Below are 13838 nucleotides of genomic sequence, written 5' to 3' on the forward strand. Positions count from 1 at the left end.
GCTTATGATTCAAGTCAAAACTAAACAACCCGAAGGACCAAAAGCCCCCAAATGGTGGCAAAAAATTCAGTGGATTACTAAGCCGCTGGATTACATGGATGCAGCAGGACAACAATATGGTGATATTTTCAATGCGCCTGTTATTAGCAATCATTCCTGTATGTTGTTTGTCAGTCATCCCCAAGCCTTACAACAGATTTTCACCAACGATACCAAGCAATTTACAGCTCCTCCAGATAGGCTTTTGCAGCCAATTGTTGGAGATCATTCAATATTTGTGCTAGAAGGCAATCCCCATCGTCGGGAACGCAAACTCTTAATGCCACCGTTTCACGGCGAACACATCCAAACTTATGGGCAACTTATCTGTGACCTAACGGATAAGGTAATGCAGCAGGTGCGTCCCGGTCAAATCTTTGTGGCTCGTTCTCTAGCTCAAGAAATTTCTTTAGAAGTTATCTTAAATTCTGTTTTTGGCATTCATGATCCAGAGCGATTTGGTCAACTGAAAGGGCTAATTGCTAGCATGATGGATCAATTTAAATCTCCCTTCACATCAGGATTACTTTTTTTTCCAGCCCTACAGAAAGATTGGACACCTTGGGGTGCGTTTCGTCGCTTAAAGCAGCAAGTGAGTCAGCTAATCTATGCGGAAATTCGAGAGCGCCGTCAACAGAAAGACTCTTCGGGTTCAGATATTCTCACCCTACTGTTATCGGCACAGGATGAAGAAGGTCAACCCATGACAGATGAAGAATTGCATGATGAATTGTTTACTTTATTAGTAGCCGGTCACGAAACTACCGCTACTGCGATCGCGTGGGCTTTGTATTGGGTTTATCGATCGCCTGATGTGCAGAACAAGCTGTTGCAGGAATTGGATTCTCTGGGTCAACAAGCAGACCCTGTGGACATTGCTCGTTTATCGTATCTCACAGCCGTGTGCCAGGAAAGCTTGCGGATTTATCCTGTGGCTGTCTTAACTGTACCGAGAGCCGTGAAAGAACCTGTTGAATTGATGGGATATCAACTACAACCGGGAACCCGAGTTTATGGCTGTATTTATTTAACTCATCATCGCCAGGATTTATATCCAGAATCTCATCAATTTAAGCCAGAACGCTTTTTAGAACGCAAGTTTTCTCCCTATGAGTTTTTCCCCTTCGGCGGTGGGATACGTCGCTGTATTGGTGAAGCTTTGGCATTCTTTGAAATGAAATTAGTCCTTGCCAAAATTGCCTCTCAGTATCAACTAACTCTAGCACAGCAGCAACCTGAGCAACCTCAGCGACGGAGCGTAACCTTAGCGCCTAGCACGGGTGTAAGGTTAATTATGCAAGGTAAGAGATAGGGGAACCAGGGTATTTGTAGGGGCGGGTTTAGGGATTAATTTTGTTTTTCTTCCTAACTAGAATGCGCAACCCGTCCTAAGATTTTATTTGGGTGGGTTTAAGGAAATGAATTCTATTTTAATCGATATAAAACAGCGAAATAATGATTGGCTCATTGGTTTTGACAATAAGCAATTCCAAGAAATAAATCATAAATTATTTGCTCAATTTTATAATTTGTCTCTAGGTCAAACCGTTACTAAGATTATTTTGGCTGAATCTAACCCTTGGCGATTCCTTGCTGCATTGAGCGCCGCTATTGCTGCCGATTGTTCAGTAGTTTTGGGCAATCCCAACTGGACACAACCGGAATGGCAGCAGGTTTTAGCATTAGTTCAACCCGATTTAATTTGGGGAGATTTGTCACCGGTGATTCGTCAAGAGTCATTTGTCAAAAATAAGGGACAAGGGATAGTCAAGACGGAACCGACAATGGGTGTCACTGAATTGGGCGTTTGTAGTCAGCGCTTTAGCGCTGATAGCACTAAAGTGCCTACTACGAACGCTGATAGCACTAAAGTGCTTACTACGAACCCTAAAATAATGATTCCTACAGGGGGTTCCTCTGGTAAGATTCGCTTCGTGATGCACAGTTGGGATACTTTAATGGCGTCGGTGCGAGGGTTTCATCAGTATTTTGACCAAAAGCCAGTGAACTCATTCTGTGTCTTGCCTGTGTATCATGTGAGTGGGTTAATGCAATTTCTGCGATCGCTAACCACAGGAGGACAGTTTGCTAGTCTACCCTTTAAAGAGGTGGTGGCGGGGAAAGGACGAGATATTGACCCCAGAGATTTTTTTATTTCCCTAGTTCCCACTCAGTTACAACGCTTACTCCGGGCGAATGCAGCAAATTGGTTATCCCAGTTTCACACGGTTTTGTTAGGTGGTGCGCCAGCTTATGAGTCTCTCTTAACTGAGGCGAGACAACAGGGTATTCGTTTAGCGCCAACTTATGGAATGACGGAAACGGCGTCTCAAGTGGTTACTCTGAAACCGGACGCATTTTTAGCGGGGAATAATAGTTGCGGTCAAGTTCTCCCTCACGCCCACGTTACCATTTGCAGTACAACCGGGGAATTTTTGGGGACAAATCAAATTGGAATTGTCACGATTGCAGCAGAGTCTTTGGCATTGGGTTACTATTCTTCAGGAGATAAGGAAGATGGAGAGTTAACTCAAAACCATGTCCCAATCAGGGCGGGTGTTGAGGAAACGTTATCGTCAACCACTGGCGCGAATTTTCAAACCTCGCCCCTACAGAGGAATAATGGCGTATCTCTACACTTCCCCAATCCCCAATCACCAATCCCTAATAGTCATGCAACGCCTGATAAAATTCCAACGCTGCAATCCGATGATTTGGGATTTTTTGATGATCAGGGATATCTAACTATTGTCGGACGGCACAGTCATAAAATCATTAGTGGAGGTGAAAATATTTTCCCAGCCGAAGTCGAGGCGGCTATTTTAGCCACCCAATTAGTGCGTGATGTGTGTGTGATTGGCATACCGCATAATTATTGGGGTCAAGCCGTTACAGCGGTTTACGTTCCTCGCGCATCGGACGTTTCTGTGGATAGTTTAAAAGCCGCGCTGGTCAATCAGTTAAGTAGGTTTAAGCAGCCTAAATATTGGGTTCCTGTTGAACAATTACCCCGCAATGAGCAAGGAAAGGTAAATTATGAATCTGTGAAAACAACGGCTTTAGAATTTTTACCTATGGCTTAAAAATTCACCAACCTTTATCTTTAAAATCCATTCATTTAAATCTTAATGTCAGTCAAAATTAAATGCATGACAGCTTACCCGCCTCAATTATATTTACTCCGTAGAGGTCTAAGAGTCAACAAAGATGCCAGCATCGCGATTAATACATCTAAATTACCGGGTCTCTTACTCCGTTTCCACCACGTCATATCTGTATAAAGTATCTCGACTAATTGTCGATTTTTTTGAGTGGTGACGTTGACAAATTTTAAGGTGACTTCAGTATTATTTCTGTTGACAGTGTAGCCGCGCAAGTTTGCGGTTACAGAAAAATGATAATCGGGCAATTCTAGAGAAATGGGTTCATTCTCTATCACCACATTATCGGTTATCAAAATAATTCTCGCGCCACCTTCAGAAAGGTCAACCGTATATCCTTCATAAACACGGGAAATTGAATGGTTAGGATTAGAGAAATCACCAACTCTAAGCGTACAACCTGTACGCAACGGAAATCGATCCATCCCTCGGCACTCTGGCTGGTCGATCGCGGCGAGAAAAGCGATACTCATAATGATGATATTGTAGATCAGCAACAGAAAGATCATGGCAAATTCAGAAGACGCTGCGGTTTGCCACACCCCCCAGTGATAACCCACCAGATGGAGACAGAGGACAGCAATCATCAATATTACCCCAACTAGCAGGGGCCAGGTTTGATTGAGATTGTAATTTTTCGTTTCTGCTTTCACCCCTTTACGGGTGACCTTAAATGCTAAACCAAAAGGATCACGAATCGCAAATATCAGGCACTTTAAGGTAGGAAAGCAAAGGATAGTTTGGTAAACTTCATTCCAAAAGAACGAACCACAATATTCTGTTGCCCAACCTGTACTCCCAGCCATTAGTAATATCCAGGGCAAAAAATAATAGATCATTTCCGGGGTTGTAGAAACAATGGGAGAAATACCTAAAATTAGGCTCATTAAGGGAGTAAACATGAAGACTGTCCGAAATAGGGGATCGAATGTCCCCAGGAAAAAAGTAAAAAAATAGCTTTTTTGTAACCAATTCATTGTAGACCAAATGGGTATCTTATCCCCGCAGCAAAATATCTGATAATTACTGTGATGCCAGCGCGTTCGTTGTTTAAGAAAATCCACATAGGTGCGGGTTGATTCTCCCATTGAAAGCACTTCATTCAAATAAATCAAGCGCCAGCCAAGAGTTAACATAGTTGTAGAGGTAGGAGAATCTTCTGCCAGACAAATTGTGTTATATCCACCCACCTCTTCCAATGCCATTCGCCTGACTACATAAGATGTACCGCAACAAAGCACGCTATTGGTAACATCTCGACAGGATAAACTAAAACCAAAAAAGTTAGCTAAATCATCATACAAAATATGATCAACTCCTAAATTTCGAGCATGATGATCAGGATTATAAAAAGCTTGCGGTGTCTGAACTAGGGCAATCTTTGGCTGCAGAAAAAAGCCAACCGTGCGCGTCAAAAAGTTTTTGAATGGCACAAAATCAGCATCCATAATCGCAATCAGTTCTCCCTGAGTTTTGGGTAAGGCACTATTGAGATTACCAGCTTTTGCATGTTGATTATCCGGGCGCGTAATATATTCACACCCCAATTCCTTAGCCAGGGCGCGGATATTGGGACGGCGAGTATCGTCGAGAATGTAAACTTTTTTATTGGCATAGTCCATCGCTTGACAACCAATCACTGTGCGACTTACCACAGATTCGGGTTCGTTATATGTAGGAACAAAAACGTCTACGGAGGGTTGGTATTTGCCAGAGAGTATATCCTGAGAATAGCGATCAGCTTGGGCGCTGCGTTGTTTGGCATTTGACCAAACACTTTGGGGAATATGAAGGATGAACGAGAGAATACCTAGTGATTCAATAAAGTAAATCAGGAGACTAAAGGTAGCAGTTGCCAAATGATCAAAATTGAGCGTAGCGATGGTGCGCCAAATAAAATAGCGCGTCATTAATATCAAGAGAATACCCTTGACAATTAAACGAGTCCAATTATTGGAGGGAATAAAGCGCAGCAGCAAACAGATGTAGGCAACAACAATCGTCGGAAATAACAGGTTCCAAGGTTGTCCCGGCGGCTGAATAAATTCCGGGAGAGAGCGGTTAGGGAATGGATGTAATGGCGCGACTAATGAGTTAGATTTTTGGGTTTCATCGGAGGGAATTGACGGAATAATTCCTCTACTGGATGGTGAAGTTGAAAGGAGAGAAGGGCGAACATCTGGACGCAACTGTTCTGGAGAAAAAAAGGTGGGACTGTTGCTAGTCCAATTGCCGCTAAAGACTGTGCCGAAAAATAGCACGATTCCAGCGATAAAGATTGCCCAAGCCCAAGGGGAAATTAAACCTTTGGTCTTCGGTTTAGTTGAGGAGGTGGGTTGACGTTTTTTCCGCAGCATTGGTGTTATTCATATTCTTTTAACAACCTGTAGAGGCGACCCACTTGTATTAGTGTAAAGTAAACTTGAGATTCAAAAACAAGAATCCACTCCATTTATTTGGGTTTCTTTCTACTCAAACCTTTGTATCAGAAAATTTTTCTGCGGAGAATTAAGCAAATCGCTGTCAGGGTGGATTCCAGGTTCTCCAGGAAAAGAATGGGCTTCCGGATTATCTTTGGATGACTCCTCTGTTGAAAATAATGCGGGTCCAGTGCTAGTCACAGTACTGAAAAATACTGAACCGATAAAGAGAATTACGCTACTGACGAACATTGTCCAAGCCCAGGGGTAGATATGAGTTTTGGTTTTAGTTTTCGGTAAGGATTTGGGTTCGTTGAGATTATTTTTCATGGCAACTGATGGGTTATAAAAGGGTAAGTCTGTTGATTTTATTTAACTTGAAAACTGACTCGGGCGGTATACCCGACATAGCAGAAAAGATTGGGTTCACCTTTATCTGTATCGGGAGCTAGTTCAACGCGCACCTGGCTATCGCGAGGCAAATTTGGGGTGAGGGGAATCGCCACATCTTCCCCGACGGCGAGTCGCCCTAAACCCGATCGCACTAAACTGACTTTTCCTTGAAACACCTGAGATTTCGAGCCATAGAGTTCAATTGTGGCGGGTGTACCGGGTTGGAGCGATCGCAAGGCGCGTTCTTCTACGTAAACATCAACCCAGCGTCGCCCACAATCCACTACATTTCCTAGAGTGTCTCCTTCTTCCACAAACTGACCTTTTTGAGTATTGAGACGCCAAATAACACCCGTGGTTGGTGTTTTTACCTCTACCGTTTGTTGTCGCTGCATATCAGCTTGAGCTTGGGCTAATTCGGCTTGAGCATCTTTAACGGTTTGCTGTAGCGTTTGAATGATTTTCTGTTGATCTGCGATATCTAACAGTAGTTCTTGTAAGCGTATTTTCGGATCATAGTTACTGCTACTTCGATCTAATGATAAACCCACAAGAGCCGCTTTTTCCTCCGCACGGGCAGCTTCTAAGCGAGCATTCAAGCGATTTATCTCCGCTTTGCTTTCCTGCATTTCTAACTTAACTGTATCCAGTTCAGCTTTTGGTAATGCCCCTTCATTGGTCAAAAATGCTGTGCGTTTATAGTTAACTTGAGCAAGCTGATAACGCGCTTGAGCGGCTTGTAAATCTGATTGGACTTGTGCCACTGATTGTTTAGCCTCACGGACTTGTAAATTCGATTGGTTTTGATGGTCTATTTCCAATATTTTTACCAGGGCTAGCTGCCGAGATAACTGAGCTTTAGCGCGTTCGATTTCAGCTTTTTGCTCATTAATTCGGCTGGTAATTTCCTGAACTTCAAGTTGACTCACTCGTTCATTCTTCAGTGCCAGTAAAACTTTATCTTTCGTCGCTACTTCTCCGGTTTCAACGGCGAGTTTTGATACTTCTCCTGCAGCGGGAGCTTTGAGTTCAATGAGAACGCCATTAATGATAGCATCGCGACTAATCACCGACGTTAATCGGGTTTGTAGTAAACGAAACGACCAATAAATCAACCCTGCACCCGCTAAGATAATTAGGATATTGGCTAACCATGACCTTGGGGAAGTTTGTGCTGGATAGTCTTGAGTGCTACTCATGCTACAATCTCATCGGTTGTACCTGGATTTATCTGGATTTTTACTTCCAGACTTCAAACTGCTTTTGGATTTCCTGCACTAGAAAGTGAACTAGAAAATCTAGAAAGCTTGTCGGGGATTTGCGGCGTTTAGATCAAATCCGATGGCGACGTATTCCTTTTTTGTAAGTTCCTTGATTATTAATTTAGCATTAGTTTTGTTAAATAAAATCAACTTTAACAAATCTTCAAAATTACCATAATTTTTATTTTTCAGCTAAATTTTTCCGGAGCAAATAGACTACATAAAAAGGATTTTGGAGTTGTGCAGCAAGCCCTAAATAATGATTTTGCCAATCATTAAAACCCCCTGATCTGCTCGCAGATAGGGAACAGACGTACCCTTAAACCCGGTAATAAATGGCTTGTGATGCAACTGCCAATAGCTGGAACTCATATCATTGGCGATCGATTTTAAAGCCCTAAGTTCTTCCACCAGTTCAGTGGCGAGTTCGTTAATCCGATTGGCATGATCATAAGCCTGTTGAGTGGCGATCTCTACCTCATCAGCGAAGGTTAAGGGTTGCTTGGGTTTGGCGAGAGGCTGTAGCTGTTGATGTTTTTGCTCTAACTGCGTCTGCAACGCCGCGATCGCATTATCAATTCCTTGGACTTCGGCGGAAACCTCTGCGGCTACCCTCGCTTGATGACGATAAGCCGCCGCGATCGCTTTGGGTGAATTATTCTCCGGTTGAACCTCCTGATTGGTTAGAGTATCCCGTTCGTGACGTAGTGCCTCGAGTTGGGAGCGAATTGCCTCAATTTCTGCCTGTATCTGATCCATCCTGATACCACGTTGTCTAAAAAGATACTTTTTTCTTGGTGCGAGTCTACTACCTTTACATAACACACATAACACATAGGTAAGGGCACGGCAGTGCCGTGCCCCTACTTGTTTCGTAAATGCGAGTTGACCTGATAATCTGGAGAGTCAACTTATTCAAGTATACCCAGCAAAGGTTGGGCTTTGGCTTTGGGTAGGGATGGTGCGTTGAATTTACCAGAATACAGGTTTGTCCGTTCTTGTGCAACGACTGGCAAAACTTGACGCACTTGAGCCGTTACCGCCACGGTTTTGACATCATAGGTTTGGGTAGCAACCTTCGGATATAAACCAATGCCGACGATGGGAATTAACAAGCACAGGGCGATAAATATTTCCCGTGGGTTGGCATCTCCAAAATAATTATCCATCGCCAATTCCGCCTTAGCTGTGCCATAGAACACCTGACGCAGCATGGAGAGTAGATAGATGGGAGTGAGGATTAATCCCACGGCGGCTAACAGTACCATTACTACTTTAAAGGATGAGTTATAGGCATCGCTAGTAGACATGCCGAGGAAGATAGACAATTCTCCCACAAACCCACTCATTCCCGGTAATGCTAAAGATGCCATAGCACCAGCCGTAAACAGGGCAAATACTTTAGGCATTTGTTTTGCCATACCGCCCATATTTTCCATTGCCAGGGTATGGGTGCGATCATAAGTTACACCCGACAGGAAGAATAACGCGGCGGCAATTAATCCATGAGAGATCATTTGTAGCATTGCGCCATTTGTACCTAATGCCGTGAAGGAGGCAATACCAACTAGGACAAATCCCATGTGGGAAATAGAAGAATACGCCAAGCGCCGTTTCAGGTTATCTTGAGCAAAGGCAGTCAACGCCCCGTAGATAATATTGACGACACCTAAAACAGCCAGTACCGGGGCAAAGCGAATATGGGCATCAGGCAACATTTCCATATTCATCCGGATCAATCCGTAACCCCCCATCTTCAGCAACACACCCGCTAAAATCATTGAGACAGGGGCAGAGGCTTGAGAGTGAGCATCGGGTAACCAGGTATGTAAGGGAAAAATCGGTAATTTTACGCCGTAAGCAATTAAGAACCCTGCATATACCGCCAATTCCATCCCAATCGGGTAATGCTTCTGGGCTAGCTGTTGCATATCAAAGGTAACGGTGTCGCCGTAGAATGCCATTGCTAATGCGGCGACGAGAATGAAGATAGAACCTGCTGCTGTATAAAGAATAAACTTAGTCGCGGCATAGAGGCGCTTTTCTCCACCCCAGATGGAAATCAGCAGATACACGGGAATCAGTTCTAATTCCCACATTAAGAAGAATAATAGTAAGTCCTGAGCTGCGAATACGCCAATCTGGGCGCTATACATCACCAGCATCAAGACATAAAACAGACGAGGCTTACGGTTGACTTTCCAAGATGCCAGAATAGCGAGGGTAGTGACGAAGCCCGATAACACAATTAAGGGCATAGAAAGTCCATCGACTCCGACTGACCAGTTTAAGCCCAATTGGGGAATCCAGGAATAGGTTTCTTGGAGTTGGAACTGAGAGTTTTGTAAATCGTAGTGACGCCAAAAGGCATGGATGGTGAGGAGGAAGTTTGCCATGCCAACCCCTAGGGCATACCAGCGGACGGTTTTACCTTCTTTGTCAGGGATCAGAGGAATCGCTAGAGACGCCAGTAGCGGCAATAGAATAATCGTCGTTATCCAGGGAATCTGACTGCCAATCATGACTAAGGATATATGCTTATCGTTAATGTTGGTTACATTGTATTAAGTTTCGTAAAGGTTTGAGAAGAGGAGAAGCACAAGCATACCAAATCTTCACGATAAACAGGACTAATGTAAGCTTCTCTTCAACTCAGATTGAGGAGCGGCTCTGAGTGAAGCTATTACCACACTGCAACACTATTGTCAATAGTTAAATCCTTGGTTACTGATCGCCCATCCATTATCCTGAAGGATATTGGCTTAATTGCTGATTGGGGATGTGAGCGTAGTTGACTGACACAGCTAATTTGGTGCAATAGATTGGGTTCGTAGTGAGGGCTTCAGCCCTGTCGAGCTAGACGTTAGAGAACTAAAGTTCTCACTACAAACAAAGCTTTATTTTAGGTGGGTCACGCCAGTAGTTGACTGACACAGCTAAAATTGTGGATTAGATTTGACCATTGTAATCAGGCGCAAGTATGAGCGCCCGTTGAGCATGGTTTGTAGGGGCGGGTTTATGGACTTTCGTTTTGTTATTAGATGATAATGTTAAATCAAACCCGCCCCTTCCCAAGGTAGAGGCAGGTTTTCTGTTCTCCGGAGGGGCAAAACAACTTCCCCCTACAACAGCAATCACGCCAGATAATTTGCTGCCTTAGTTTCTCAAGGTAGATGTTTTGAATGGTTTAACCGGATTTGTGTTGTTTTGAATATTGTCGTTTAAACAATGCTCCAAAACCTAGGGCTGTAGCCGAACCAAGTAGAGTCAAGGGTTCAGGTACAGGCGTGGATGAGGTAGAAAACCCTTCAATTTTCAAGCCGACTAGGGAACGAGCTGCCGCCAGGTTAGGGTTAGGCGCTCCATCCGACCAACTCATCGTGGCAATACCAGAAAGAGTACTAATTTGGGTATCGCTGGAAAAATAGTTTTTCGTGATATTTTGACCATCTGGTTCAGGCGCAATAGCGGAACTTGAAACTGGATCAATATCAATTCCGTTAACCGCATCGACTTCCAAGAACATTTTAGTACCCGGAGCGACTTTCCCATCGCTGGTTGTGGTTCTTGTCCAGAGATAGAATCCATCAAAGGATGTTGCAGGTGGAGTCGCCTGGTAATATGAAATAGTTTGATCCTGAATGTTAAAGGAAACCGTATTTCCATCCCACTCCAACGTCCAGGGAACCTCTTCCTGGTTTTGCCATTCCCATTCCAATTGCTCTATTGGATTACCATCATCTTCTTTGGTGGCAAACTCCCAGTCACCTGGTTCTTTACCAGCTCTGCCTTCTAATGTCCAGTTCAAGTTAGTCCAGCCATCGGGGGGATTCCCTCCCTCCTTGACAAAGGTTACGTTGACCGCAGATGCTGGTTGGGATAGCACGCCAAAACTAATGACAGATGCTCCTACAGCTAAACTTGTGGTAATCAGCTTGTTGCGTATTAAATTCATGGCAACCTCCAAGTAATGTGGAGATTATTTTTATATCTACTGCCAAGTAGTTTAATTCTTTGAGCAGAGTTAATTCAGAAATGTTATACTAAAATATATCATTATACTTTTCTTAGTGAACTGCATATTTTCTTAATGATTAGCTTAGGTAAACAGTCAAAAAATGTTAATAAATTATAAGTTGTAAGCGTCACGCTACCACTGGCGTGGCATCGCTAAAATGGTGGAATAGATTTTACGGTTTTGAGAGGCGCAAGCCTTCATTGGTGTCAACTTAAGCTCTTGCCAGAACGCAATAGTTTGACGCAACCTCTCCCTAACCCTCCCCTGATCAAGGGGAGGGAACGTTTCCTCCTTAGTAAGGGGAGAATGAGGAGAGGGGAGCCAGAATTGCTTAATACTTGCGTTCTTGGGGTTCAAATCGGGTCATCGCCACCGATTTATACTGCAAATCAATTCCGGCTGAGGAATAGTACGCCAAGGTATGCTTCAAGAAGTTGGTATCATCCCGTTGGGGATAATCCTCGCGAGAATGGGCACCGCGACTTTCTTGGCGATTTAGGGCAGAGGTGAGAATGATTTCCCCAACCACCATGAGATTCCGCAGTTCCAACGCTTCGATTAATTCCGTATTCCAGCAGCTTCCTTTGTCATCTAAATAGATATTTTGATACTGCTGTTTCAACTGTTGCAGTTGATTTAATCCTTCCTGCATTAATGCCTCGGTGCGGAAGACACCACAGTATTGAGTCATACAGTCTTGGAAGTTTTGACGCAGTTGACCGATGCGTAGGCTTCCGGATTGACCCAGCAAGGCATTAATCTTATTTTGAGCAGCATTGAGGTAGACTTGCTCATCAATGTCGGGTAATTTGCGGTTTTGAATATATTGCGCGATCGCAGCCCCGGTTCGTTTGCCGTAAACCACGCATTCTAGCAGGGAATTACTCCCCAAGCGATTGGCACCGTGAACTGAGACACAAGCGGATTCCCCGGCGGCAAAAAACCCTTCAACCAATCCATCGGGTCCACTTCGCACCTGTCCATCGGTATTGACGGGAATGCCACCCATGGAATAATGGGCGGTAGGACGCACGGGCATCGGTTCGTATACGGCATCAACGCCAACCAGTCGGTGGGCTTCTTCCCAACAGAAGGGAATCCGACTCATGATCTTTTCCTTGCCCATGTGTCGCAAATCCAGATAGACACAAGGACCTCCAGGATTCCCATCTGGATGCACCCCGCGACCCGCACGAATTTCTAATGCGATCGCGCGTGAGGTAATATCTCGTGGGGCGAGTTCCATTTTACTGGGGGCATAATTTGCCATGAAGCGATCGCCTTCGCTATTAATTAGATACGCCCCTTCACCTCGTACCGCTTCGGAAATTAACACTCCCACCGGATATAACCCGGTTGGATGAAACTGGACAAACTCCATATCCTCCAACGGCACCCCAGCCAACGCGGACATGGCTAAACCATCCCCCGTTGAGGCAAAATCATTGGAGGTGGTATTAAACACCCGTCCATAGCCCCCAGTGGCAAACATCACCGCCTTTGCCCGTACCACTTGTAGGTGAGTCGTCAGGAGGTTAAACATTACCACCCCTTTTGCCTGCCCATCTTCCAAAATCAGCCGCATGACGTACCATTCTTCGTACACCGTCACGTCGTTCTTGCGGAGATTACTTACCAGTTCATGCAAAATCGCATGACCCGTTTTATCGGCAGCATAGCAGGTACGGCGATGGGAATGACCCCCAAAAGCACGTTGGGCAATGCGACCATCAGGTAAGCGGGAAAAGAGTACCCCCAGATGTTCTAAATCAATCACCACATCGGGGGCTTCGCGGGTGAGGATTTCCACCGCATCTTGATCCGCCAGATAATCCGAACCCTTAACCGTATCAAAGGCGTGGGCTTCCCAGGTATCCTCCGCATCCACATTTTTCAGCGTCGCCGCCATTCCCCCTTGCGCCGCAACGGAGTGGGAACGAATCGGATGGGTTTTGGCAACCAGCGCCACATTCAGCTTCGGATCAGTGCGTTTAATTTCCAACGCCGCCCGACACCCGGCTAAACCACCGCCGACAATAATGACATCGTGTTCTCGCATCTCAACTCGATTGAATTTCTGCTGTTATCTATCTTGACTGATTAGTGACATACTCCTACACCAACTGAGTCAAGTATGGTGTAGGCTTCCAAGACAATCCGGAAGAGAGCTTAGGAGACTCTTGGCTTTATTAACGACACGGGATGCCCCTCCGCGCCGGAACAATACAAAGATGTGTTCATACCTCTGTACTGCTAGAATTTTACCCGCCCACAGATGCGACTACGAGTAGTCGGTTTCTGGACGGAACCCCATATTCGGTGGTTGTCAAGGTTCAATGCACAGGCAAGCGATTAGCTTTTAATTTTGTTTAACCTATACGCTACAATCGTAGCACATTGAAAGCACATTGACAACTATGAAACAGGTAACAACACGAGTATCAAATAGAGAATATGAACACCTCGCCAAGTTTTGTCAAGTAACGGAAAGAACTCAATCCGATGTTATTCGTGAGTTGATACGCAGGTTGTCAATCTCAGGGGT

At 44.7% G+C, this 13838-nt stretch carries 9 protein-coding genes; 2 read left to right on the forward strand and 7 right to left on the reverse strand.

Features of this window, described 5'->3' with window-relative positions; all coding sequences use genetic code 11:
* Nucleotides 1-4 precede the first annotated feature (4 nt).
* Nucleotides 5-1351, forward strand: coding sequence for a cytochrome P450 (locus RH949_RS21645; protein ID WP_446356041.1), 1347 nt, complete (start codon nt 5-7; stop codon nt 1349-1351).
* Between the two features lie 106 nt (nt 1352-1457).
* Entirely contained in the window at nt 1458-3122 is a 1665-nt protein-coding gene (locus tag RH949_RS21650; RefSeq protein WP_446356043.1) for a 2-succinylbenzoate--CoA ligase, read from the forward strand.
* Nucleotides 3123-3205: 83 nt separating this feature from the next.
* Here the strand turns inward: RH949_RS21650 and RH949_RS21655 are convergent, their stop codons facing one another.
* From RH949_RS21655 to RH949_RS21685, 7 genes are all read right to left on the reverse strand, one after another.
* Nucleotides 3206-5557: a glycosyltransferase gene (locus RH949_RS21655; RefSeq protein ID WP_446356045.1), complete on the reverse strand. Its 2352-nt coding sequence runs from the start codon at nt 5555-5557 to the stop codon at nt 3206-3208.
* 111 nt (nt 5558-5668) lie between these two features.
* Nucleotides 5669-5950, reverse strand: a complete 282-nt coding sequence (locus tag RH949_RS21660; protein WP_446356047.1) for a hypothetical protein — start codon at nt 5948-5950, stop codon at nt 5669-5671.
* A 38-nt stretch (nt 5951-5988) separates the two neighbouring features.
* Nucleotides 5989-7212 (reverse strand): HlyD family secretion protein, encoded by a 1224-nt coding sequence (locus RH949_RS21665; RefSeq protein WP_006104009.1) that lies wholly within the window; start codon nt 7210-7212, stop codon nt 5989-5991.
* Nucleotides 7213-7527: 315 nt separating this feature from the next.
* A complete protein-coding gene (locus tag RH949_RS21670) occupies nt 7528-8034 on the reverse strand; it encodes a hypothetical protein (RefSeq protein ID WP_446356049.1) in 507 nt (168 codons plus the stop codon).
* A 152-nt stretch (nt 8035-8186) separates the two neighbouring features.
* Nucleotides 8187-9797, reverse strand: a complete 1611-nt coding sequence (locus RH949_RS21675; protein ID WP_006103950.1) for an NAD(P)H-quinone oxidoreductase subunit 4 — start codon at nt 9795-9797, stop codon at nt 8187-8189.
* A 665-nt stretch (nt 9798-10462) separates the two neighbouring features.
* Complete coding sequence (locus tag RH949_RS21680; protein WP_446356051.1) at nt 10463-11230, reverse strand: PEP-CTERM sorting domain-containing protein; 768 nt, start codon at nt 11228-11230, stop codon at nt 10463-10465.
* Nucleotides 11231-11624: 394 nt separating this feature from the next.
* Nucleotides 11625-13352 carry a succinate dehydrogenase/fumarate reductase flavoprotein subunit gene (locus tag RH949_RS21685; RefSeq protein ID WP_006103981.1) on the reverse strand — a complete coding sequence of 576 codons (1728 nt, stop codon included), beginning with the start codon at nt 13350-13352 and terminating at the stop codon, nt 11625-11627.
* Nucleotides 13353-13838 lie beyond the last annotated feature (486 nt).

It is taken from the genome of Coleofasciculus sp. A1-SPW-01 (assembly GCF_040217205.1).
GTDB lineage: Bacteria > Cyanobacteriota > Cyanobacteriia > Cyanobacteriales > Coleofasciculaceae > Coleofasciculus > Coleofasciculus chthonoplastes_A.

Bases quoted from the DNA above. Each gene is read 5' to 3' on its own strand.
- RH949_RS21645 (WP_446356041.1), top strand. From the start codon at position 5: ATGATTCAAGTCAAAACTAAACAACCCGAAGGACCAAAAGCCCCCAAA.
- RH949_RS21650 (WP_446356043.1), top strand. From the start codon at position 1,458: ATGAATTCTATTTTAATCGATATAAAACAGCGAAATAATGATTGGCTC.
- RH949_RS21655 (WP_446356045.1), bottom strand. From the start codon at position 5,557: ATGCTGCGGAAAAAACGTCAACCCACCTCCTCAACTAAACCGAAGACC.
- RH949_RS21660 (WP_446356047.1), bottom strand. From the start codon at position 5,950: ATGAAAAATAATCTCAACGAACCCAAATCCTTACCGAAAACTAAAACC.
- RH949_RS21665 (WP_006104009.1), bottom strand. From the start codon at position 7,212: ATGAGTAGCACTCAAGACTATCCAGCACAAACTTCCCCAAGGTCATGG.
- RH949_RS21670 (WP_446356049.1), bottom strand. From the start codon at position 8,034: ATGGATCAGATACAGGCAGAAATTGAGGCAATTCGCTCCCAACTCGAG.
- RH949_RS21675 (WP_006103950.1), bottom strand. From the start codon at position 9,797: ATGATTGGCAGTCAGATTCCCTGGATAACGACGATTATTCTATTGCCG.
- RH949_RS21680 (WP_446356051.1), bottom strand. From the start codon at position 11,230: ATGAATTTAATACGCAACAAGCTGATTACCACAAGTTTAGCTGTAGGA.
- RH949_RS21685 (WP_006103981.1), bottom strand. From the start codon at position 13,352: ATGCGAGAACACGATGTCATTATTGTCGGCGGTGGTTTAGCCGGGTGT.